The sequence below is a fragment of the Erythrobacter mangrovi genome (genome assembly GCF_013260645.1).
Classification (GTDB): domain Bacteria; phylum Pseudomonadota; class Alphaproteobacteria; order Sphingomonadales; family Sphingomonadaceae; genus Qipengyuania; species Qipengyuania mangrovi.
On record NZ_CP053921.1, the window covers coordinates 1,037,792 to 1,057,047 of the forward strand.

25 protein-coding genes are annotated in these 19,256 nt (G+C 63.1%); 13 read left to right on the forward strand and 12 right to left on the reverse strand.

All coding sequences use genetic code 11. The annotated features are described in order from the left end of the window. Positions 1-16 precede the first annotated feature (16 nt). On the forward strand, positions 17-703 hold the full coding sequence (locus HQR01_RS05355) for a DsbA family protein (RefSeq protein WP_173213232.1): 687 nt from the start codon (positions 17-19) through the stop codon (positions 701-703). A 4-nt stretch (positions 704-707) separates the two neighbouring features. Here HQR01_RS05355 and HQR01_RS05360 read toward each other — a convergent pair whose 3' ends face one another. Beyond that, positions 708-1,319 (reverse strand): HD domain-containing protein, encoded by a 612-nt coding sequence (locus HQR01_RS05360; RefSeq protein ID WP_173213234.1) that lies wholly within the window; start codon positions 1,317-1,319, stop codon positions 708-710. Positions 1,320-1,400: 81 nt separating this feature from the next. Here HQR01_RS05360 and HQR01_RS05365 point away from each other — a divergent pair, with 81 nt between their 5' ends. After that, positions 1,401-2,633: a sensor histidine kinase gene (locus HQR01_RS05365; RefSeq protein ID WP_173213235.1), complete on the forward strand. Its 1,233-nt coding sequence runs from the start codon at positions 1,401-1,403 to the stop codon at positions 2,631-2,633. Continuing rightward, positions 2,630-3,427 carry a LytR/AlgR family response regulator transcription factor gene (locus HQR01_RS05370; RefSeq protein WP_173213237.1) on the forward strand — a complete coding sequence of 266 codons (798 nt, stop codon included), beginning with the start codon at positions 2,630-2,632 and terminating at the stop codon, positions 3,425-3,427. Before HQR01_RS05365 ends, HQR01_RS05370 begins: the two co-directional genes overlap by 4 nt. Positions 3,428-3,481: 54 nt before the next feature. On the opposite strand, the gene HQR01_RS05375 is transcribed toward HQR01_RS05370, so the two are convergent. Further along, entirely contained in the window at positions 3,482-3,928 is a 447-nt protein-coding gene (locus HQR01_RS05375) for a globin domain-containing protein (RefSeq protein WP_173213239.1), read from the reverse strand. A gap of 88 nt (positions 3,929-4,016) precedes the next feature. Here HQR01_RS05375 and HQR01_RS05380 point away from each other — a divergent pair, with 88 nt between their 5' ends. Genes HQR01_RS05380 through HQR01_RS05395 form a run of 4 tightly spaced genes read left to right on the forward strand, consistent with a single transcriptional unit; the run spans position 4,017 to position 6,509 of the window. Further along, on the forward strand, positions 4,017-4,433 hold the full coding sequence (locus HQR01_RS05380) for an Rrf2 family transcriptional regulator (protein ID WP_173213241.1): 417 nt from the start codon (positions 4,017-4,019) through the stop codon (positions 4,431-4,433). 53 nt (positions 4,434-4,486) lie between these two features. Then, complete coding sequence (nadC, locus tag HQR01_RS05385) at positions 4,487-5,347, forward strand: carboxylating nicotinate-nucleotide diphosphorylase (RefSeq protein WP_173213243.1); 861 nt, start codon at positions 4,487-4,489, stop codon at positions 5,345-5,347. A gap of 39 nt (positions 5,348-5,386) precedes the next feature. Then, complete coding sequence (locus HQR01_RS05390; RefSeq protein WP_173213245.1) at positions 5,387-5,806, forward strand: hypothetical protein; 420 nt, start codon at positions 5,387-5,389, stop codon at positions 5,804-5,806. After that, positions 5,784-6,509, forward strand: a complete 726-nt coding sequence (locus HQR01_RS05395) for a ribonuclease T2 family protein (protein ID WP_325064536.1) — start codon at positions 5,784-5,786, stop codon at positions 6,507-6,509. Before HQR01_RS05390 ends, HQR01_RS05395 begins: the two co-directional genes overlap by 23 nt. Here the strand turns inward: HQR01_RS05395 and HQR01_RS05400 are convergent. Continuing rightward, positions 6,506-6,961, reverse strand: coding sequence for a nucleoside deaminase (locus HQR01_RS05400; RefSeq protein ID WP_173213247.1), 456 nt, complete (start codon positions 6,959-6,961; stop codon positions 6,506-6,508). The two genes, HQR01_RS05395 and HQR01_RS05400, sit on opposite strands and share 4 nt — an antisense overlap. Before the next feature lie 153 nt (positions 6,962-7,114). Here HQR01_RS05400 and rpmB point away from each other — a divergent pair, with 153 nt between their 5' ends. Next, the gene (rpmB, locus tag HQR01_RS05405; protein WP_173213249.1) at positions 7,115-7,402 is read left to right on the forward strand and encodes a 50S ribosomal protein L28; all 288 of its coding nucleotides are present in this window, start codon (positions 7,115-7,117) and stop codon (positions 7,400-7,402) included. Positions 7,403-7,453: 51 nt separating this feature from the next. Here the strand turns inward: rpmB and HQR01_RS05410 are convergent, their stop codons facing one another. Genes HQR01_RS05410 through xseA form a run of 4 tightly spaced genes read right to left on the reverse strand, consistent with a single transcriptional unit; the run spans position 7,454 to position 11,064 of the window. Continuing rightward, positions 7,454-8,434: an esterase-like activity of phytase family protein gene (locus HQR01_RS05410; protein WP_173213251.1), complete on the reverse strand. Its 981-nt coding sequence runs from the start codon at positions 8,432-8,434 to the stop codon at positions 7,454-7,456. Positions 8,435-8,465: 31 nt separating this feature from the next. Beyond that, positions 8,466-9,335 (reverse strand): M23 family metallopeptidase, encoded by an 870-nt coding sequence (locus HQR01_RS05415; RefSeq protein WP_173216160.1) that lies wholly within the window; start codon positions 9,333-9,335, stop codon positions 8,466-8,468. 29 nt (positions 9,336-9,364) lie between these two features. Continuing rightward, a complete protein-coding gene (locus HQR01_RS05420; RefSeq protein WP_173213253.1) occupies positions 9,365-9,574 on the reverse strand; it encodes a DUF2093 domain-containing protein in 210 nt (69 codons plus the stop codon). A gap of 23 nt (positions 9,575-9,597) precedes the next feature. Further along, complete coding sequence (xseA, locus tag HQR01_RS05425) at positions 9,598-11,064, reverse strand: exodeoxyribonuclease VII large subunit (protein WP_173213255.1); 1,467 nt, start codon at positions 11,062-11,064, stop codon at positions 9,598-9,600. On the opposite strand from xseA, the gene purD reads away from it, so the two are divergent. Further along, positions 11,063-12,337, forward strand: coding sequence for a phosphoribosylamine--glycine ligase (purD, locus tag HQR01_RS05430; RefSeq protein WP_173213257.1), 1,275 nt, complete (start codon positions 11,063-11,065; stop codon positions 12,335-12,337). The genes xseA and purD overlap by 2 nt on opposite strands. A gap of 70 nt (positions 12,338-12,407) precedes the next feature. Beyond that, positions 12,408-13,319: a hypothetical protein gene (locus HQR01_RS05435; RefSeq protein WP_173213259.1), complete on the forward strand. Its 912-nt coding sequence runs from the start codon at positions 12,408-12,410 to the stop codon at positions 13,317-13,319. A gap of 124 nt (positions 13,320-13,443) precedes the next feature. Here the strand turns inward: HQR01_RS05435 and HQR01_RS05440 are convergent, their stop codons facing one another. Further along, complete coding sequence (locus tag HQR01_RS05440) at positions 13,444-14,439, reverse strand: adenosine kinase (RefSeq protein WP_173213260.1); 996 nt, start codon at positions 14,437-14,439, stop codon at positions 13,444-13,446. 114 nt (positions 14,440-14,553) lie between these two features. On the opposite strand from HQR01_RS05440, the gene HQR01_RS05445 reads away from it, so the two are divergent. Genes HQR01_RS05445 through HQR01_RS05455 form a run of 3 tightly spaced genes read left to right on the forward strand, consistent with a single transcriptional unit; the run spans position 14,554 to position 16,674 of the window. After that, positions 14,554-15,261: an EI24 domain-containing protein gene (locus tag HQR01_RS05445; protein ID WP_173213262.1), complete on the forward strand. Its 708-nt coding sequence runs from the start codon at positions 14,554-14,556 to the stop codon at positions 15,259-15,261. Next, on the forward strand, positions 15,254-15,685 hold the full coding sequence (locus tag HQR01_RS05450) for a hypothetical protein (RefSeq protein ID WP_173213264.1): 432 nt from the start codon (positions 15,254-15,256) through the stop codon (positions 15,683-15,685). The genes HQR01_RS05445 and HQR01_RS05450 overlap by 8 nt, the downstream gene beginning before the upstream one ends. A 59-nt stretch (positions 15,686-15,744) precedes the next feature. Further along, on the forward strand, positions 15,745-16,674 hold the full coding sequence (locus HQR01_RS05455) for a hypothetical protein (RefSeq protein WP_173213266.1): 930 nt from the start codon (positions 15,745-15,747) through the stop codon (positions 16,672-16,674). 18 nt (positions 16,675-16,692) lie between these two features. Here the strand turns inward: HQR01_RS05455 and HQR01_RS05460 are convergent, their stop codons facing one another. Genes HQR01_RS05460 through HQR01_RS05475 form a run of 4 tightly spaced genes read right to left on the reverse strand, consistent with a single transcriptional unit; the run spans position 16,693 to position 19,209 of the window. After that, positions 16,693-17,052: a HesB/IscA family protein gene (locus HQR01_RS05460; protein ID WP_173213268.1), complete on the reverse strand. Its 360-nt coding sequence runs from the start codon at positions 17,050-17,052 to the stop codon at positions 16,693-16,695. Continuing rightward, positions 17,049-17,549, reverse strand: a complete 501-nt coding sequence (locus tag HQR01_RS05465) for a GNAT family N-acetyltransferase (RefSeq protein ID WP_173213270.1) — start codon at positions 17,547-17,549, stop codon at positions 17,049-17,051. Before HQR01_RS05465 ends, HQR01_RS05460 begins: the two co-directional genes overlap by 4 nt. Beyond that, a complete protein-coding gene (locus HQR01_RS05470; RefSeq protein WP_173213272.1) occupies positions 17,546-18,046 on the reverse strand; it encodes an SUF system Fe-S cluster assembly protein in 501 nt (166 codons plus the stop codon). Before HQR01_RS05470 ends, HQR01_RS05465 begins: the two co-directional genes overlap by 4 nt. After that, positions 18,043-19,209 carry a cysteine desulfurase gene (locus tag HQR01_RS05475; RefSeq protein ID WP_407644603.1) on the reverse strand — a complete coding sequence of 389 codons (1,167 nt, stop codon included), beginning with the start codon at positions 19,207-19,209 and terminating at the stop codon, positions 18,043-18,045. Before HQR01_RS05475 ends, HQR01_RS05470 begins: the two co-directional genes overlap by 4 nt. Positions 19,210-19,256 lie beyond the last annotated feature (47 nt).

A 19,256-nucleotide genomic window follows, 5' to 3' on the forward strand; every position in this document is an offset into this window, starting at 1 on the left:
GCGCCAAAGGGCAGATATGAAGAACCACATCCTTACCGCGCTGATCGCGCTCGTCTTCGGCTTCTCAGGCGCTGGCCTGTGGTCGGTCAGTGGACTAGGCGACAGCCAGGTCCGCGAATACATGCTGTCGCACCCCGAGATTCTGCCGGAGATGGCGGAGGCCTACCAGCGCGACCAAGCCCAGCAACGGTTGGCAGGCATCGCGGGCGAAGTTGGCGTCCCCTTCCCCGGCGCCGTGCTCGGCAATCCGCAGGGCAGCAAGGTGCTGGTCAAGTTCACCGACTATGGTTGCACATATTGCCGGCAGAGCATCGCTGAGATCGACAAGCTGATTGCCACCGATTCCGAGGTGAAAGTGGTTGTCCGCGAATGGCCTATTTTCGAAGGCAGCGAAGCCGCTGCTCGAATGGGCCTCGCAGCAGCAAAGCAGGGCAAGTTTGCGGCCTTCTACCACGCCATGTTCAAGCTCGGTCCACCGAGCGAGGCGAGTATTGCCCAGGCTGCGCAGGCCGCCGGCCTCGACATGGCGGCAGCGGAAGCCTTTGCCCAATCGGATGAGGCCACGGAGGAGATCGCGCGCACCATGTCGTTCGCACGCACGCTTGGCTTTACCGGTACGCCGAGCTGGGTTGCGGGCAGCGAAGTGATCGAAGGGCTGGTACCTTACGAAAGGCTGGCGGAAGCGCTCGACGCCGAAGGCTGAGACCTTACTCTTCGGCGACTGCCTTTGCATACATCGAGGCTAGCGGACGCTCCATCACGCGGCGAACCATGGGTTCGAAGAACTCGAGCGGCTCGCTGTCGTAGTCAGGATCGAATGCCGCCTGGTCGTACTTCTCGCAGAATTCGCGGCATGCCTCGAAATACGGATTATCGCGGAACTGGTCGCGCGCATTCTGGTCCATGCCGAGGAAGTGGAAGTAATAATAGCCCTGGAAAGCGCCGTGATTCTGGCAGATCCAGTGCACTTCCTCGCTGACGAAAGGCTTGATGATCGAAGCCGCAACTTCGGGATGGTTGTAGCTACCCAGCGTATCACCGATGTCGTGGAGCAGGGCCATCACCACATATTGCTCGTCGCGGCCGTCGCGGTGGGCCCGGGTCGCGGTCTGTAATGAATGCTCCAGCCGATCGACGGGGAAACCTCCAAAATCGCCATCGAGCAGCTTGAGGTGGTCGAGCACACGGTCGGGCAAGCCCTTGGCGAAGGCACGATACTCGCCTCCGATGATCGCCCAGTCTTCCGCCGTTCCTTCCTTCATTTCGCGGAACTTGGCCCGTTCACGGCTTTCGTGGTCGATTGTTTCGTGCACGCCCATCGCGTCTCTCCCTCACTTCGTCAGCGGGAATGAGTGTAGCGACTGGCGCAATTCGTCGCAATTGGGCTAGAGGAGGCGCGCATGGCCGTGTTGCCCATTCGCCCGACGCCGTTCTTCGCCAACAAGAACCAGGCGTTCTGGAACCTCCAGCTCGCCGGCTGGGGCGGGACCGCGATGCTGCGCGCCATGTCGGCAGTCGCCAATGGCCAACCGATCGACGCCTTGGTCATCATCGTTATAGCGACGATCACCGGATTCTCGCTCAGCCTGATCCTTGCAGTGATCTATGGCGCGCTGATGAACCGCCGCCCACTGGTGATGTGGGGGGGAACAGCCGTGGTGCTAGCGCTGGCTGTCGGCGTCTTCGCCTTCATCGACAGTTGGGTGCTGCAATTGACCAGGCCATCGAATGATGGCGGCTTCGTGCGCCTTTTCCTCGGCCTCTATTCGTATGACCTAACCTTGTTGGGCGCCTGGTCGGCGCTCTATTACGCCATCAATTACTTCCTCCAGGTCGAGGCGCAGACCGATCGGCTCGAACGGCTCGAAGCGCAGGCGACAAGCGCGCAACTCGCCATGCTTCGCTACCAGCTCAACCCGCACTTCCTGTTCAACACCCTCAATTCGATCAGCACGCTGGTGCTGCTGAAGCAGACCGAAACCGCCAATGCCATGCTCACCCGGTTGTCGAGCTTCCTGCGACATACACTGGTCACCCAGCCTGGTGGCAAGGTCACGGTCGCGCAGGAAGTCGAAACGCTGAAACTCTACCTCGATATCGAACGCATGCGCTTCGAGGAGCGGCTGCGCACCGAATTCCGCATCGATCCCGAAGCGGCCAAGGCACAACTTCCGTCCATGCTCCTCCAGCCACTGGTCGAGAATGCGATCAAGTACGGTGTCAGCCCGATGGAGGATGGCGCGGAGATCAGCGTGAGCGCGCAGGTCGTTGGGCCGCGCCTCCGGGTGATCGTCTCCGATACCGGTCCGGGCATGGCCTCCAACACCATTATCGAAGGACTGCCTGCCGTTCGCCCCACCCACGCACGGCGCGATTCGACCGGGGTTGGCCTGGCCAATATCCGCGACCGCCTTGCGCAGGCCTATGGCGAAGAACATCGGTTCGAAATCCGGTCACCCGAAACCGGCGGCTTCAGCGTTCTCATCGAACTGCCCTATGAGGCCGACGAAGCGAAGGTCCCGTTCACCGCAGCGCCAGCCAAGGCGCGGCAAACCGCAGCGATCCAGAAACCTACGGGCGCCTCGTCCGTTCATACGCTGCAACCTCCCCGGAAAGCACAGCCAACGTCATGACCATTCGCACCATCCTCGTCGACGACGAGAAACTCGCCATCCAGGGCCTCCAGCTTCGGCTGGAGCCGTTCGACGATGTCGAGATCATTGAAACCTGCCAGAACGGGCGCGAAGCGATCCGCGCGATCAAGACGCTCAAGCCCGACCTCGTCTTCCTCGACATCCAGATGCCGGGCTTCGACGGTTTCAGCGTCGTCCAGGGCGTGATGGAGATCGAGCCACCGCTGTTCGTGTTTGTCACTGCATTTCAGGAGCACGCGATCCGCGCATTCGAGGCCAATGCGGTCAACTACCTCATGAAGCCGGTCGATGAGGACAAGCTAGCCGATACCATCGAACGGGTGCGGGTACGCTTGGCCGAGAAGAAATCGAGCGAGGAGGCGGAGAAACTCAAGAGCGTGCTCTCCGAAGTCGCGCCCGAAGCAGCCGAGGAGCTGGCGAGCGACGATGCCGAAGCGGCGAGCCGATTCGAGAGACTCATAAACGTCAAGGACCGCGGCCAGATCTTTCGTGTCGAGGTCGATACGATCGAGCATATCGAGGCCGCCGGCGACTATATGTGCATCTATACCGGCGACAATTCGCTGATCCTGCGCGAGACGATGAAGGATCTCGAACGCCGGCTCGACCCGCGCAAGTTCCAGCGCGTGCACCGCTCGACTATCGTCAATCTCGACCAGGTCAGGCAGGTCAAGCCGCACACCAATGGAGAATGTTTCCTGGTGCTCGACAGCGGGGCGGAGGTAAAGGTCTCGCGCTCCTATCGCGACGTCGTGGCCCGCTTCGTGCATTGATCCCGCGCGATTGCCGTAGCCGGCAATTGCGCGAGGTTCGCGAACCTCGGCAGCCTATTCTGCGGGCTCGCGGTAGCGCGCTTCCTCAAGGCCGATCAGCAGGTCGGCAAGGAACCAGTAGGCCTCGCCCCAGGCGGCGAGAACTTCCGGTGTCGCGGCGTCACCCAGTACGTCGGCGATAGCCGGGAGCAGCGCGTCCGCAACCAGCGGGTAGTGCTCGCGCCTGACCCCGGTTTCGACGTGGCGGGCAACCATCCGTTCGACCGGCTTCGCAAGGGCCTCGAGCTTGTCGACATTCTCGGCATAGGCAAGGATTGCCGCGGCAAGCCGCCTCGGCTGCTCGCCCGATTCCTGCGCAGCCTGGTCGAACAGTGCCTTCACGTCCGGATCGACGAACAGGCGCTCGTACATGCGCTGGGTGATCGCGAATCCGTGGTCACGCAACGCCGGGGCCGTCGCTTTGACAGTGGCAATGACCGAAGGACTCAAGGGATTGGCCAAAGTCGTTTCCTTTATGATGCTTTGAATATGCATCTATTCATCGCCAGATAAATGATGCATGTCAACTGTATCTTTCCGGAGAAAGGCAATGCGCCTCACAACCCACTCGGACTATGCGCTACGCATCCTGCTACAGGCGGCGATAGAACCGGATCGCCTGCTGTCGATTGCGCAAGTCGCTCAGGAGCAAGAAATTTCGCGCAATCACGCGATGAAGGTCGTCAACCAGCTGGCAAATGCGGGCCTGCTGGAAACCACTCGGGGACGTAACGGCGGATTCCGGTTGGGCCAACCGGCGAATGAGATCAGCATTGGTGAGGTCGTCCGCCTGACCGAACCGAGCCTGAGCTCGGCCGATTGCGCGAACTGTATCCTTGCCCCTTCTTGTGGGCTGACCCCGACGCTTGGCGAAGCCGTGGACGCGTTTCTGCAAGTGCTCGACAATCGCTCGCTGGCCGACGTTGCGCGCTCGACCCGCCTGCCTTTCCACCGCACCCGGGCCTGAGGCGAGGCAAAGGCCCCTCGACAAAGCCAACCCGAATCGCGAGACAGGCCTGCATGAACTTCTCGCTCCCCGGTTTCGATCTCGACCGTTTCGTCCACGACACACTAGCAGAAGACCTCGGCGAAGGCTTAGCTGGTGGCGGACGGGACGTAACCAGCGAGAGCGTGATCCCCATCGACGCGCGTTTTGCCGGCGTCATGGACACACGCGATGCCATTTGTGTCGCAGGATTACCGATCGCGTTGGCGTTCTTCCGCGCACTCGATCCCCTAATGGCAATTGAGATCCTGGTCGAGGAAGGGGCATATGTCCCGGCAGGTACCGATCTGATGCGGCTGGAGGGAAATGCGCGAGCAATGCTCACCGCAGAACGCAGTGCCCTCAACACAGTCCAGCACCTCTCGGGTATTGCCACGCTGACCCGGCAGTATGTCCAGGCAATGGACAACCCCGCCTGCACGCTGCTTGATACCCGCAAGACCATTCCCGGCCTGCGGGTGCTCGAGAAATACGCCACGCGCATGGGTGGCGCGGCGAACCACCGCATGGGCCTGTGGGACGCTGCGATGATCAAGGACAACCACGTGCTCGTCGCCGGCTCGGTTGGGGAAGCCGTCCGCCGCGCCGTGGATGCGGGGGTGAAGGAAATCATCTGCGAAGTGGACCGGATCGACCAGATCGAACCCGCACTGATCGCCGGTGCAACGCGGCTGCTGCTCGACAACATGGAACCTGAAGTGCTGCGCGAGGCCGTGGCACTGATCGCCGGCCGGGTGCCGACAGAAGCGAGCGGGGGCATCAATCTCGACACCATCGGAGCTAAGGCTACAACCGGAGTCGATTTCGTATCCGTCGGCCGCCTGACCCAAAGCGCGCCTGCGGCCGATATCGGTCTGGACTTTACGCCACTGTAATTTTGCGGCATCTCCAACAATGTTATTGGGGAGCATGCAATGAAACCTTCGTCTATTAAGAATTTCGATAGACTTTACATCGGTTCGATTGTTGTCGGCCTGATTGGATTCTTCTTCAGTTACGGTGCAGCCGTTGAACAAGTGAGCGCAGAACTGCCTGAGGCCGGCGCGGGTGGTTTGGTATCTGGTGGCCTAATCATTGGCCTGGTAGTTGGCACTGCCATCAGCCTTGCGCTATGGTTCCTCATCTCGGTTCTGCGGATCGAACTGATGAAATGGATATTGGCCATCATTGCTGCCTTCGGTATCCTTGGACTGTTTGTCGGGCTGGGCAGCGAATTGGCTACCGGAACAACGCAGGCCTTCAACACTCTGAGCACGTTGCTGAGCATTGCTGCGATATTCTTCCTGTTCCAGCCTGACGCGAAGGCCTGGTTTGCTGAAAAGCGGGGCGGCTAACTGGCTTAAGGGCTGCGCCCTCGCCGCGCTGCTGGCGTCTCCGGCGGGTTCAGCTGGCGCGCAGTCCTATCAGTGTCGCCTGCCCGCAAGTGTCGAGCTGCCGCAGCTATCGCCCGATGGTCCGGTTCGCCGCCTTCCAGTCACCGGCTATACGTTGGCGCTCAGCTGGAGCCCGGAGTTTTGCCGCGGGCGCGAAAACGAGGTGCGCCACAAGCGGCAGTGCTCAGGTCGCGCGGGGCGCTTCGGGATGGTCGTGCATGGGCTTTGGCCCGAAAGTGGGCGCAGTTGGCCGCAGTGGTGCCCCATTCAATCGCCCCTGTCGGTAGAAGCAGTTCGCCCCAATCTGTGCCTTTCGCCGTCGACCTCATTGGTGGTGAACCAGTGGGCCAAACACGGCAGCTGCATGACCCGGCGCCCCGAAACATACTTCCGCGTGACCCGCATCCTGTGGAGCGGCCTACGCATGCCCGATTTCGACCGAATCTCGCGCGAAGAAGGCCTGACTGCCGGAACAATCCGTACTCGCTTCACCGATGCCAATCCGGGATGGCGTTCCGAAGCTGTGGGTGTGCATCTCAATCGACGCGGCTGGCTCGAGGAGATCCAGCTCTGTTACGACAGGCGCTTCATGCCGACCGCCTGTGACCGCGGCCGCCGTGGCGAAAGTGATGATGCTCCCGCCAAGATCTGGCGCGGGTTTTAGCGACGGCCGCGGAAGAACTCGCGCAAGAGATCACCCGCCTTCGCCTCGCCCATGCCAGAATAAACCTCCGGATGGTGCAGGCATTGCGGCTGGTCGAAAACCCGCGCGCCATGCTCCACCGCACCACCCTTGGGGTCGCTGGCGGCGTAGTAGAGCTTGCCGATCCGTGCATGGACGATAGCCCCTGCGCACATCGCGCAGGGCTCGAGCGTGACCCAGAGCTCGCAATCGACCAGCCGGTCGCTACCCAGGACCTCCGCCGCCCGGCGAATCGCGAGGATCTCTGCGTGAGCGGTGGGATCGAGGTTTGCTCGCGGGGCATTATGGGCCTCGGCAATAATCGCCCCGGCATGTACAACCACGGCGCCAACTGGCACTTCACCGGCTGCCGCCGATTCTTCCGCAAGCGCGAGGGCGCGCTGCATGGGGTGTGGGAGGGTCCAGCCGGTCATGGTGCAAGCGCGCTAGACTGCTGTGCCGGAGGGCGCAACGTGCTTGACGATTCGGGAGGCCGCCGCTATGCGCGCCGCTTTCCGGGACAAATCGAGGCCCCCCGCCGAAAGCGGATAAGGGAACTCGCCCAGCCATTTGAACGAGAGACGATCATGTCGCGCATTTGCGAACTCACCGGCAAGGGCCGCCAGGTTGGCCACAATGTGAGCCACGCCAACAACAAGACCAAGAAGGTCTTCCTGCCGAACCTGCAGAACGTCACGCTGATGAGCGAGAAGCTCGATCGCAGCTACAAGTTCCGCGTGTCGACCCAGGGCCTGCGCTCGGTCGAACACAACGGCGGTCTCGACAACTGGCTGCTCAAGACCAGCGACACGAAGCTGTCGGCGCGCGCCCTCAAGGTGAAGCGCGAGCTGAAGAAGGCTGCTGCAGCCGCCTAAGGCCGCAGCACTTCGGTGCTGTCTTAATAGCTAACGCAAGAGCGCGCGGGGTCACTCGCGCGCTTTTTGCCGTTGGTCCCAGCTCAGCTTGAGCAGCAAGGTACGCTGATAGTGCACGAAGTTGTCATCGGAGATCAGCCAGACATGCCTGCCATCGGGATCGTCGGTAACCGCCATGCCCTCGTAATTGTCTTGCGGGATTGGGGCAGTGAAGCGCGCCAGCACACGCGACGTTAGTATCCCATCGTCCGAAGTCCGATCGATATCCACCACGCCAATCGCGGTTCCAAAGCCAGGTGGAAACCCAATCTCCAGCTTGCGGAAGAGAATGAGGGCCCGGCCGTTGTCGAGCGGCGCAAGGTCGACCGGTCGATATCCGTCAGGTGCAACAAAGGATAGCTCGAGCGGCTTTTCGTCCTCGACCGGGTCCCTCGAGAAGACAAACGCCTGATGCTTGTCCGAAAACCAGCTTCCGGTTCCCTCTTCGATGACCAGGAATCGACCGTCGGCCAGCCTTGCAAAGGCTTCGGGACCACTATTGGCGCCCCAATCACGCATCGCGGCAGGGCGGACACGGCCTGAAACCTTGAGGTCGGGACCGAAGCGCACGATGCGGTTCTTGCCTTCGTACCCGGCCCAAACCGTTCCGGTTGCAGGATCGCGGGTTAGCGATTCGAGATCGAGATTCGCCTTCTCTACCTTGCGCCTTGGGCCGAGGTGGCTGAGCAGCGCCAGGCCGCTTCCACGGTCGGGCCGCCGGAAGACCAGCTTTCGCCCGCTGTCACTGCCGGCGACAAACCGATCATCAGCAAGTGTGATCAGCGCGGAGAATCCTCCGAACCCCGAATCGGCCCCGGCAATTTGCCAGGCGCCGACAAGCTCGAGGGGGCCGAAGCGCTGCGCCTGGAAAGGGATCGGCTTGATCGCCGCATGAGGGGCAACGACCGGATTGGGTGGCGAGGTATGTATCCAGGTGACGGGCGCAGCGGCGGCTAAGACGGCGAGACTGAGGGCAAGGCGCGTGCGACACATGGCGGATAGTAGAAGCCTAGCGTGGACGCGGCTAGCGCATCGGCCCAGTGAACAGCAGCGGGTCGAGCCGCGCCTCGTGCCATTTGAGGCTCCAATGCAGGTGCGGGCCAGTTGCCCGTCCGGATGAGCCGATATCGCCGACATGCTGGCCCTGCTTCACCGCATCGCCCTCCTTCACGTAAAGCCGAGAAGAATGGAGGAACGCGCTATTGAGCCCGTTGCCGTGATCGATGATCAACAGGTTCCCTTCAAGGCTGTAGCCCTGCACCGCCAGAACCACCACGCCATCGGCGGGCGCGACATAGGGTGTGCCGCTGGTGCCGGTGGTGATGTCGATCCCCGAATGATAGCTGCCCGGTTCGCCGCGGTAGATGCGCTGCGAGCCGAAGCGGCCCGAGATCCGCCCCGCAACCGGCCAGATGAAAGGCTGGCGCCACCCTTGCGCGTCAGTCAGCTTCTGGCGGGCGCTCCAGATCGCATCCAGTTCAGGTTGGCGGGCCTTCATAAAGGCTTCGGACGCCCCGCCGGGACGACGCGCGATGTTGACTCTCTCGATTTGCCAGGCACGCGGTGACACGTCGAGCGGATTGCTGATCACGCGACCGTCATCGAGCGTCGCCGACAGGGTAGCCGAGCTCGTCGCATCGCGATCGAACGCAGCAAAGAATCGCCCCGCTTCATCGAACGCCAATGGCTGGCCGTCCAGCGTCAATGAAACAGTGCCCGCCGGTGCTGTGCCGCGAATCCAGCCTCCTTGTGTCACTTCGCCCTCGATCGCAAAGGCAGCAGGCCGACTCTCGGAAGGCGACGCGGTTCCCGGCTGGACCACGGTTGCCACCACGCGTTCCGCCGCCGACTCGACCTGATCGGGCGAAGGTGCGCAGCCCAGCGTAGCGATCATGGTGAGGAGCGGCGCGACCCGGCCCCAGTTCACGGTTTCAGTCGCTCGGTCGCAAGTACCGGCGTGGCATAGGGCTCCTGGTACTCGACCGACCAGTAGCGCAATTCTTCGAGGGCAATCGGCACCCCGCTCATCGCGCAGACAACGTATTGGCCCGCGCGCAGCACGCGGAAGCCGCCGGGTCCATAGTGCAACCGTGCCTCACCACCCGAGGGTGTCGAATTCTTGTTCATCAGCATGGGGCTATCCTAGCACCTACGGCTCAGCCGAACAAATCGTCCTGGCGCGGCGGTGTTCCGGTCGAGCGGGGCCTGCGCGGGGCGGCAGGCGGCGGAGTACTACCGGTTGAAACCGCAAGATCGCCGTCGCGGAACTTGAGCGTAAGCGCCGGCTCCTTCGCCGCATCGGCCTTGTCCGTCAGCGTTCGCCCATCGGGCGCAACCACCCGAACATATCCGCGCTCAAGCGGCCGGTCGGGATGGAGTGTATCTGCCAGCCGCGCCAATGCGGCGAGCCGCTCGCGACGTTCCGCCAGCGGCCGCTCCACAAGGGCTGGAATGAGCCTTTGCCCCGCCAATGCCCGCGTCGCATCACGCAGACCGCGCTCGAGTACGGAGGGCGAGAGGCGTAGCTGGCCGAGCCGCTCGCGTCCCTGCGCCGCGCGGTCCATCAACCCGCGCCTGAGTCGTTCGGCAGCCTCGTCGAGCGCCTGGGCGGGCGGCTGGAGCAGCGCCTCGGGCGCGGGCAGGCGTTGCACGCGCGCCTCCAGCCGCTCGCGCCCGAGCTGCACCGGGCGCAGGATCGCCCGCTCCTTGCGCGCCCCGAAATCCTTGAGCGTGGCGACGAGCTCGGCGCGCACGGGCACCGCCATCTCCGCCGCAGCGGTCGGCGTCGGGGCGCGACGGTCGGCGGCGAAATCGGCCAGGGTTGTGTCGGTCTCGTGCCCCACCGCGCTGATCGTGGGGATCGAGCACTCGGCGATCGCACGCACGACGACTTCCTCGTTGAAGCTCCACAAATCCTCGATCGAACCGCCGCCCCGTGCGACTATGACGAGGTCGGGCCGGTCGGGGTGCCCCGCAGGCAGCGCGGAAAAGCCCCGCACCGCGCCCGCCACTTGCTCTGCCGCGCCTTGTCCCTGCACCAGCACCGGCCAGACGATCACCCGGCTGGGAAAGCGGTCGGCAAGGCGATGGAGGATATCGCGAATCACCGCACCGGTGGGTGATGTGACCACGCCGATGGTGCGCGGCAGGTAAGGCGGCGGGCGCTTGCGTTCGGGGGAGAACAGCCCCTCCGCCGCCAGTCGCGCCTTGGTCTTCTCGAGCAGCGCCAGCAGCGCGCCTTCGCCTGCCAGCTCCATCCGATCGATAACGATCTGGTACTTCGAGCGCCCCGGATAGGTCGTCAGCTTGCCTGTCGCGACCACCTCAAGCCCGTCTTCTGGCCGGAAAGGCAGGCGCTCGGCATTGCCGCGCCACATGACGCCGTCGAGCACTGCGCCCTCATCCTTCAATGCACAGTAGAAATGGCCCGAAGCTGCGCGTTTGACACCCGAGAGCTCGCCACGCAGTCGGACGAAGCCGAAACGCTCCTCGACCGTACGCTTGAGCATTTGGGAGATTTCGCTGATCGTTAGCGGCGCGGCGTTGTCCCCGGCGCGGCCCTTCGCTACCAGCCCCTCACCGTCATCAATATCGTCATCGTAAGGGGTGGGAACGTCGGCCATGAATATCCTTCTGCTCGGCAGCGGCGGGCGCGAACATGCGCTGGCATGGAAACTGGCGCAATCACCACTGTGCGACAAGCTGTGGGCGGCCCCTGGCAATCCCGGCATCGCGCAGGAAGCGGAGTGCATCGGGCTCGATGCAACCGACCACGCGGCGGTCATCGAATTCTGCCGCGCCCAATCGATCGACCTCGTGGTTATCGGCCCTGAGGCACCGCTGGTCGACGGATTGGCCGATTCGCTTCGCGCTGCGGGACTGGATACCTTCGGGCCGTCGAAGCAGGCTGCGCAGCTCGAAGGCAGCAAGGGCTTCACCAAGGAGCTGTGCAAGCGCGCGAATATCCCGACGGCGCGCTACGAACGCTGCACCTCGCTCGAGCAGGCCTGGGGCAAGCTCAAGCGCTTCGACCCGCCTTTCGTGCTCAAGGCCGACGGCCTGGCAGCGGGCAAGGGCGTAGTGATCGCCGAAACCCGCGAGGAGGCGCAGGAGGCCCTGAACGACATGTTCGGGGGCCAGTTCGGCAGCGCCGGCAGCGAGGTGGTAATCGAACAATTCCTGGTCGGCGAGGAAGCGAGCTTCTTCGCGCTGACCGACGGCAGCTCGATCGTCCCCATCGGCACCGCGCAGGACCACAAGCGCGTGGGAGAAGGCGATACCGGTCCCAACACCGGGGGCATGGGTGCCTATTCCCCCGCACCGGTGCTCAGCGAGGCGCTCCAGGCGCGAGTCATGCGCGAAATCGTGGAGCCGACCGTGCGCACGATGCGCGAGGAGGGCATGCCCTATTCGGGTGTCCTCTACGCCGGGTTGATGCTGACCAAGGACGGCCCGCAACTGATCGAGTACAACGCGCGCTTCGGCGATCCCGAATGCCAGGTGCTGATGATGCGGCTCGAAAGCGACCTCGTCGAGTTGATGCTCGCCTGTGCGCAGGGGCGGTTGGACGAGATTGCTCCGCCCAAGCTCGCCGATGAGTTCGCGCTGACCGTGGTCATGGCGGCAGAAGGATATCCCGGCACGCCGAAAAAGGGTGGCGCGATCGATCTTGGCGATGCCGAGGCTGCGGGCGCCAAGGTTTTCCACGCAGGCACCGCCCTGGGCGACGGGAAGCTGGTCGCCAGCGGCGGGCGCGTCCTCAACGTCACAGCCAAGGGCGCCAGCGCGACCGAGGCGCAGCGCAAGGCCTATACCGCGGTCGACGCGATTACCTTCCCCGAAGGCTTCTGCCGCCGCGATATCGGCCAGCGCGAAGTTCGGCGGGAGCGGGGGTAGCAACAAATCGTAAGATGCTCGACTTTAAATTAAGGTAGTTTAGAGTTATATCTGTGACACAGAGCGCTCTATGCTTGGCTCTACCAAATCCTTCCTGGCAGCAATTTTCGTCATCCTACTTCAGTTATTCCCCCTGACGGGGGTATTCCTGATGATTTTTCTGGCCATGACTTGGTCGATAATACTCGTGAATCTAGGCTTCATTCTCCTGATCAAGGAAGTCTGGGAAGGGCGAGCACCGCGATGGGCCTCCGCCTTCCCCATGCTTTGGTTCGGCGGATACATGATCGCCGCCATCTATAGCCACTACGAGGCGAGCCGGCTTGTCGAGCAGGTCGACACCGAGAATGCTTCGCAACGCTTTGCCTTCGATGCTGAACGTATGGACGCGGTGTTCCTGCGCGGGGAGGACTATCAGGTTCGCGAACTGGTCCGTGACTACGACTTACCACGGGCATTCATTTCCTACGAGCGGCCCCACGGTGTCTTGGAAACCCACGCAAACTGGATGGAGGATCATAGCTGCCCTCCGACCGGACGTTGGGACTCTAGACGCCCCGATCCATGGAGCAACACCTCCCAATCATTCACGAGTGTATACGCCCACTCAACAGATCCGAGCTCGCCTCGCAGAACGATCCCGGGCCTGTGCCTCTACTCCGGGAAGCGTGAGCCGACCCGGAGGATCATGCAGATCGAGGTAGCCAGACAGGTCGAAACCAAGGGCATCGTCAACACAGAGACCCAAACCTTGTCGATTACGTCCCCTGACGGATCGCGAGGTGAGTTGCATTCTCTGAGGGTCAAACCACTTCGTTGGTTGCCGATGCCGATCGCCGGTTGCGGGTTGGTTAGCAGCGTCTCGAAATGGGAATGTGTGTTCGACTTTCTGCGCAAAAAAACCATCGATAGCGAAGACTACAACAGGCCACCGATGCTGGTTATAGCTCGGGCCCTAGGGCTAAATGAACGACAGTTCTAGGAGCCTGCGCGTAAGTATCCTTCTCGCCACCTCGACCCCTGAGCCGGGATTCCGTCCGCTTGAAACCCGGCACAACACCGCAAGGAGAAGCTGCGCCCCGGATCGAATCCGGGACGTGTAAGGATCAACCCAACTTCTCCACGACCAGCGCCTTCAAGTCGACCTCGCTGCGCGCACCGTAGTGGCTGATGATCTCCGCCGCGCAGATCGCACCCATACGCAAGCAGCGCTCGAGGGTTTCGCCACGCGCATGGCCGGTGAGGAAGCCGGCAGCGAAGAGGTCGCCCGCGCCAGTCGTATCGACCACCTTCTCGACCGGTTCGGCTTCCACTTCGGCCCGTTCGCCACAGGCGATCGCGATGGCGCCCTTGGCGCTGCGCGTCGCGACGAGAACCGGGACCTTGCCCGCGACTGCCGCAACGCCCGCCTCGAAGTCGCTCTCGCCAGTCAGCGAGGCGAGTTCGTGTTCATTGACGAAGAGGATATCAATCTGCCCTTCTTCGATCAGCGCGCGGAAATCGTCGCCATGGCGATCGATCACGAAGCTTTCGCTGGAAGTGAAGGCAACCTTGCGTCCGGCAGCCCGCGCCACTTCGATCGCCCGGCGCATGGCGCTGCGTGGCTCCTCGGGATCCCACAGATAGCCTTCGAGGTAGAGGATGCTGGCGCTCGCGATCAGTTCATCATCCAGTGCGGCCGGCGGCAGGAACTGACTGGCGCCGAGAAATGTGTTCATCGTGCGTTCGCCGTCGGGGGTGACGAAGATCAGGCAGCGCGCCGTGGAAGGCTGGCCTTCGCGGGCGGGCGTGTCGAAGTCGATCCCGACAGCGCGGATATCGTGGCTGAACACATCGCCCAACTGGTCCTTGGCCACCTGGCCCACAAAGGCGCATTGCGCACCAAGGGCCGACATGCCGGCGAGTGTGTTGGCCGCCGAACCGCCCGAAATTTCCCGAGCCGGACCCATCGCTTCATAGAGTCTGCGGGCGCCGTCCTCGTCGACAAGCGTCATCCCGCCCTTGGCGAGGCCGAGTTCCTCGATCAAATCGTCTGTACAGGGGGACATCACGTCGACGATTGCGTTGCCGATGGCGATGACGTCGTAGCGGGGTTCGGTCATGGGTACTCCAGGGAGGGGGGATTCTCGGTGTGTCGGGCGCCGTTACCCGTTCAACGAGTGTTGGCCAAGGGCGGCGTTGACTTGGCCCATCGGCCCGCGCAAGGCCCGCCGCCTATGATGACGCTTTTCCGCGCCCTCGGCCTTGCCATCGGCCAGCTTGGCGATCCGGCGATCCTGCGGGTGCTCGGGAAGAGCATGGCAGTGACCGCGGCGATCTTCGTCATTGCAGGAGCTATCCTATGGTGGGGCCTCAATGCCGCCATCGGCGCTTGGCTGACCACGGCATTGCCGGATGACTACGGTACCGCCGCTGCAGGGATCGTTGCCCTTGCGATAGCGCTGGTGGGCGGTTGGCTGCTGTTCCGTTTCGTCGCGCTGGCGGTGCTGCAATTCTTCGCCGACGAGGTAGTCCGCGCGGTCGAACAGCGCCACTATCCGCTGCACGCTGCCAATGCTCGTGAACTGCCCTTCGCCGAGGAGTTCTCGAACAGCTTCCGGGCGACCGGGCGCGCCTTGCTCGTCAACCTCCTCGTGCTGCCGGTGGCGCTGGCGCTGCTCATCACCGGGGTCGGGACAGCCCTGGTGTTCTGGGCGGCCAACGCCTTCCTGCTTGGGCGCGAGTTGCAGGACATGGTGTGGTTGCGCCATCGCCAGGGCGCCGGTGAGATCGCGCCGATCGGCGGTCCGACCCGTTTTGCGCTTGGGGGGATCGTTGCCGCGCTGCTGGCGGTACCGTTGGTCAATCTCCTGGCGCCCATTATCGGGGCAGCCAGCGCAACACACCTTGTGCATCGCGCCAAGAGGGAGCCGATCGATGCGTAGCGCAATCGTGCTGGTGCTGCCGCTACTGGCTGCCTGCGTAACCTCACCCATTCCCGCGCCCACTCGCCCGCCGCCGCAAGGTTCCGTGGGGCGGCCAGCAACCCCGCCGCCACAGGTGGTCCGCCCGGCCCCATCGAGCGGAGCCTTCCGCGCCCCGCGGGTCATGGCAATGCCCGGGCTCGAAGGAGTGATCGGAAAGAATGAGACCGCACTCGCCAATATCTTCGGGCCCCCGCGGTTGTCGGTGAAAGAGGGCGATGCACGCAAGCTTCAGTTCGCGGGCGAGGCCTGCGTGCTCGACGTCTTCCTCTACCCCCTGGCACCCAAGGCTGAACCCAGCGCGACCTATGTCGATGCCCGACGGGCCAGCGATGGGCTCGATGTTGATCGGGCGGCCTGCGTTGCCGCGCTGCGACGGCGTTAGGGCGCTCTTAAGCTTGCTGTTCTACGCCTTTCCGACCTACAATTCGGGACTTGGCGACAATGAGCGTGCATTTCAGCGAGCTGGCGAAGAAAGTCGGCGCAGACGGCGTAATAACGAGCGACGAAGTACTTGCATTGCGGCGTGAGGCGTGGCCGGACGGGCACATTTCGCAGAGCGAAGCTGAAGCGATCTTCGCGCTCAACGATACCATTCTGTCGAAGACGACCGAATGGGTCGATTTCTTCGTCGAGGCCCTGGTCGAATATGTTGTCAACCAGCGTGCGCCGAAAGGGTTCGTCGATGCCGAGAATGCGAACTGGCTGATGGGCCAGATCGACTCCGATGGCCTGCTTTGTTCGATGGCCGAACTTGAACTGCTGGTCCGCGTATTCGAACGCGCCCAGAACGTGCCGGTCGCGCTCAAGGATTATGCACTGCACCAGGTCGAACGTGCTGTGCTCGAAGGCGTCGGACCCACGCGCGATGGCGGTGCGCTCGAGGCTGGCAATGTGAACGCCACCGAGGCTAGGCTACTGCGTCGCGCCATCTTTGCGCCAGCGAGCGAGCGGCCGGCCGCAGTCGGGCGCAACGAGGCCGAAATGCTGTTTCGCCTGAAGGATGCAACTCTAGGCGCCGACAATGCTCCCGAATGGAAGCAGCTGTTCGTGCAGGGCATTGCCAATTACCTGCAGGGTTACAGCGATCCCGATGCGCAGATCAGCCGCGAGCGCGCGCAGGAATTGCAGACCTTCATGAACGACACGTCGGTCAGCTTCGGCCGCTTCCTTGGCCGGATGGCTAAGGGTTCACCTAATACGTTTGGCGTGGTGTTCGGGCGCAAAGACTCGGGTACCACACGCGAAGCTGAGGTCGCGGCAGCGCATGAGGTTACGCATTCGGAACGCGAATGGCTCGACGCGCAGATTGAGGCAGATGGCCAGGTTGACGAGTTCGAACTGGCGCTACTGGATTTCCTTGCCGAGGAATAAGTCAGAGCAGCGACGCGCTCAGACCATAAAGGATTCGCCGCAACCGCATGCGCCCTTGGCGTTGGGGTTGTCGAATACGAAGCCGGCGGTGAAATCGTCTTCGACCCAGTCCATCGTGCTGCCGACAAGATAGAGCACGCTGGCACCGTCGATGTAGAAGGTGCCTCCCGGTGTCTCGATCTTCTCGTCGAACTTGGCTTCCTCGCTGACGTAATCGACCGAATAGGCGAGGCCCGAACAGCCGCGACGCGGGGTCGACAGCTTCACACCGATCGCGTCTGCCGGGGATTTGGCCATCAGCTCGGCAACGCGAGCCTCGGCACGCTCCGTCAGGATGACGGCCGCCGGAATTGGACGCCTGGTCTTCGTTTCGGTCATGTCAGCTTCTTCTGCCAGAACAATGCATGGCCCTGTTCAGGGTCGAGCGCGTAGTCGTCAAACCCGCACGAGCGATAGAGGCCCTTGGCGGTTTCGTTGCCGCTGAGCACCTCCAATGTGATCTTGCAGGCGCCGCGCTTCAAGGTTTCGGTCTCGACCGCTTGCATCAAGGCGCGGCCGATGCCCGCCCCGCGATGGACGGGCAACACCACCATGTCATGGATATTCACCAGCGGCGCGGCCGCGAAGGTCGAGAATCCGGTGAAGCAGTTGGCCAGGCCGACCGGCTCCCCATCGAGCCGGGCGATGAGGGTGAAGGCACCGGGCGCCGCGGCCAGTCCGGTGACCAATCCGGCGCGTGTATGCTCGGGCAGCGGTTCTCCGCCTCCCATCGGGTCGCGGGCATAGGCATCGAGCAGCGCGACGATGGTCGCACCGTCCAAAGGGTCGGAGTAATCGGCCAGCGAAACCGTGAGCGAAGGCGCGAGAAGGTTCATAGCATTCCCAGTTCGAGGCGGGCCTCATCGGTCATCTTGTCCGGGCCCCATGGCGGGTCCCAGACCAGATTGACCTCTGCATCACGCACGCCGGGCACGCTCGCCGCGCGCAACTCGACTTCGCCCGGCATGCTCTCGGCGACCGGACAGTGCGGTGTGGTCAGTGTCATGGTGATCGACACGTCTGCGTCGGCGGTCACCTCGACCCCGTAGATCAGCCCGAGATCGTAAATGTTCACCGGGATTTCCGGATCGTAGATCTCCTTGAGCGCCGCGACCACGGCTTCATACAGTTCGCCCCCGGGAACGCCTGCAGGCAGGTTCTCCGGCTTCTTTTGCAGGAAACCCTCGAGGTAGTCGCGCTTGCGCTCCATCGTCTCGCGCGGCGTCTCTTTGGGGTCGACCGCATCTTCGACACGGGCGCGCGGCGGCTTGGCCGCCACTGCATCTTCCGCGGCGACGGTGGTGAAATCCTTGCTGTCCATATCCTCGCTCATCCGAAGATCCTCTGGGTACGTTCGATGCCGCGCAGCAGTGCGGCGATATCGCTTTCGTCCGAATAGAGCCCGAAACTGGCCCGGGCAGTGGCGGGGACGCCGAGATGGTCCATCAGCGGCTGCGCGCAATGGTGCCCTGCGCGGATCGCCACATTCTCTTCGTCCAATATGGTGCCGAGGTCGTGCGGATGCACGCCTTGCATGGCGAAACTCACGATTCCGGCGCTATCCTCGGGTCCAAACAGTGTCACCGAATTGAGATTGCGCAGTTCGTCACGCAGTGTCTTCGCCAAGGCCACCTCATGCGCGAACAGCGCCTCGGGGTCCAGCGCATCGACATAGTCGATCGCTGCATGGAGCGCGATCACCTCGGTGATCATCGGGGTTCCCGCCTCGAAGCGCTGCGGCGGCGGGGCATAGGTAGTTTTCTCGAAAGTCACACGTTCGATCATCGAACCGCCGCCCTGCCACGGGGGCATGGCATCGAGAATCTCCTCGCGCGCCCACAACACACCAACCCCGGTCGGCCCGTAGAGCTTGTGGCCCGAGAAGGCGTAGAAATCGCAATCGAGCGCCGCCATGTCGAGCGTCATCCGCGGCGCGGCCTGGCAGCCGTCGAGCAGCAGTTTCGCACCGACCGAATGGGCAAGGTCTGCCGCCGCGCGCGCATCGAGCACGCTGCCGAGCACGTTCGAGACGTGCGCCAGCGCGACCAGCCTGGTGCGCGGCGTCAGCAGCGCCTCGAGCGCACCGAGGTCGATACGGTGATCCTCGGTCAGCGGGCAGATATCGATCTGCGCCCCGGTGCGTTCTGCCAGCATCTGCCAGGGAACGATGTTCGAGTGGTGCTCCAGCGTCGAGAGGAGGATACGATCGCCCGGGCCGATTTGCGTCACGCCCCAGGTCTGCGCGACGAGATTGATCGCCTCGGTCGCGCCGCGCACGAAGACCACCTCGTTCTCGCTCTTCGCGCCGATGAAATCGGCAACGCGCTTGCGCGCCGCTTCATAGGCGAGCGTCATCTGCGCCGAACGCGAATAGACCCCGCGGTGCACGGTGGCATAATCGCGACCCAGGGCGTGGGTCATCGCGTCGATCACCGCCTGCGGCTTCTGCGCCGTCGCCGCCGTATCCAGATAATGCCACGGGGCACCATCCGGCATCAGCAGGCCGGGGAAATCCGCCTTGCGGGTCAGGGTGGCAGTACCGC

Excerpts from the sequence above, each read along its gene's own strand:
- HQR01_RS05355 (WP_173213232.1), top strand. The coding sequence starts at position 17 with ATGAAGAACCACATCCTTACCGCGCTGATCGCGCTCGTCTTCGGCTTC.
- HQR01_RS05360 (WP_173213234.1), bottom strand. The coding sequence starts at position 1,319 with ATGGGCGTGCACGAAACAATCGACCACGAAAGCCGTGAACGGGCCAAG.
- HQR01_RS05365 (WP_173213235.1), top strand. The coding sequence starts at position 1,401 with ATGGCCGTGTTGCCCATTCGCCCGACGCCGTTCTTCGCCAACAAGAAC.
- HQR01_RS05370 (WP_173213237.1), top strand. The coding sequence starts at position 2,630 with ATGACCATTCGCACCATCCTCGTCGACGACGAGAAACTCGCCATCCAG.
- HQR01_RS05380 (WP_173213241.1), top strand. The coding sequence starts at position 4,017 with ATGCGCCTCACAACCCACTCGGACTATGCGCTACGCATCCTGCTACAG.
- nadC (WP_173213243.1), top strand. The coding sequence starts at position 4,487 with ATGAACTTCTCGCTCCCCGGTTTCGATCTCGACCGTTTCGTCCACGAC.
- HQR01_RS05390 (WP_173213245.1), top strand. The coding sequence starts at position 5,387 with ATGAAACCTTCGTCTATTAAGAATTTCGATAGACTTTACATCGGTTCG.
- HQR01_RS05400 (WP_173213247.1), bottom strand. The coding sequence starts at position 6,961 with ATGACCGGCTGGACCCTCCCACACCCCATGCAGCGCGCCCTCGCGCTT.
- rpmB (WP_173213249.1), top strand. The coding sequence starts at position 7,115 with ATGTCGCGCATTTGCGAACTCACCGGCAAGGGCCGCCAGGTTGGCCAC.
- HQR01_RS05410 (WP_173213251.1), bottom strand. The coding sequence starts at position 8,434 with ATGTGTCGCACGCGCCTTGCCCTCAGTCTCGCCGTCTTAGCCGCCGCT.
- HQR01_RS05415 (WP_173216160.1), bottom strand. The coding sequence starts at position 9,335 with ATGATCGCTACGCTGGGCTGCGCACCTTCGCCCGATCAGGTCGAGTCG.
- HQR01_RS05420 (WP_173213253.1), bottom strand. The coding sequence starts at position 9,574 with ATGCTGATGAACAAGAATTCGACACCCTCGGGTGGTGAGGCACGGTTG.
- purD (WP_173213257.1), top strand. The coding sequence starts at position 11,063 with ATGAATATCCTTCTGCTCGGCAGCGGCGGGCGCGAACATGCGCTGGCA.
- xseA (WP_173213255.1), bottom strand. The coding sequence starts at position 11,064 with ATGGCCGACGTTCCCACCCCTTACGATGACGATATTGATGACGGTGAG.
- HQR01_RS05435 (WP_173213259.1), top strand. The coding sequence starts at position 12,408 with ATGCTTGGCTCTACCAAATCCTTCCTGGCAGCAATTTTCGTCATCCTA.
- HQR01_RS05440 (WP_173213260.1), bottom strand. The coding sequence starts at position 14,439 with ATGACCGAACCCCGCTACGACGTCATCGCCATCGGCAACGCAATCGTC.
- HQR01_RS05445 (WP_173213262.1), top strand. The coding sequence starts at position 14,554 with ATGATGACGCTTTTCCGCGCCCTCGGCCTTGCCATCGGCCAGCTTGGC.
- HQR01_RS05450 (WP_173213264.1), top strand. The coding sequence starts at position 15,254 with ATGCGTAGCGCAATCGTGCTGGTGCTGCCGCTACTGGCTGCCTGCGTA.
- HQR01_RS05455 (WP_173213266.1), top strand. The coding sequence starts at position 15,745 with ATGAGCGTGCATTTCAGCGAGCTGGCGAAGAAAGTCGGCGCAGACGGC.
- HQR01_RS05460 (WP_173213268.1), bottom strand. The coding sequence starts at position 17,052 with ATGACCGAAACGAAGACCAGGCGTCCAATTCCGGCGGCCGTCATCCTG.
- HQR01_RS05465 (WP_173213270.1), bottom strand. The coding sequence starts at position 17,549 with ATGAACCTTCTCGCGCCTTCGCTCACGGTTTCGCTGGCCGATTACTCC.
- HQR01_RS05470 (WP_173213272.1), bottom strand. The coding sequence starts at position 18,046 with ATGAGCGAGGATATGGACAGCAAGGATTTCACCACCGTCGCCGCGGAA.
- HQR01_RS05475 (WP_407644603.1), bottom strand. The coding sequence starts at position 19,209 with ATGCCGGATGGTGCCCCGTGGCATTATCTGGATACGGCGGCGACGGCG.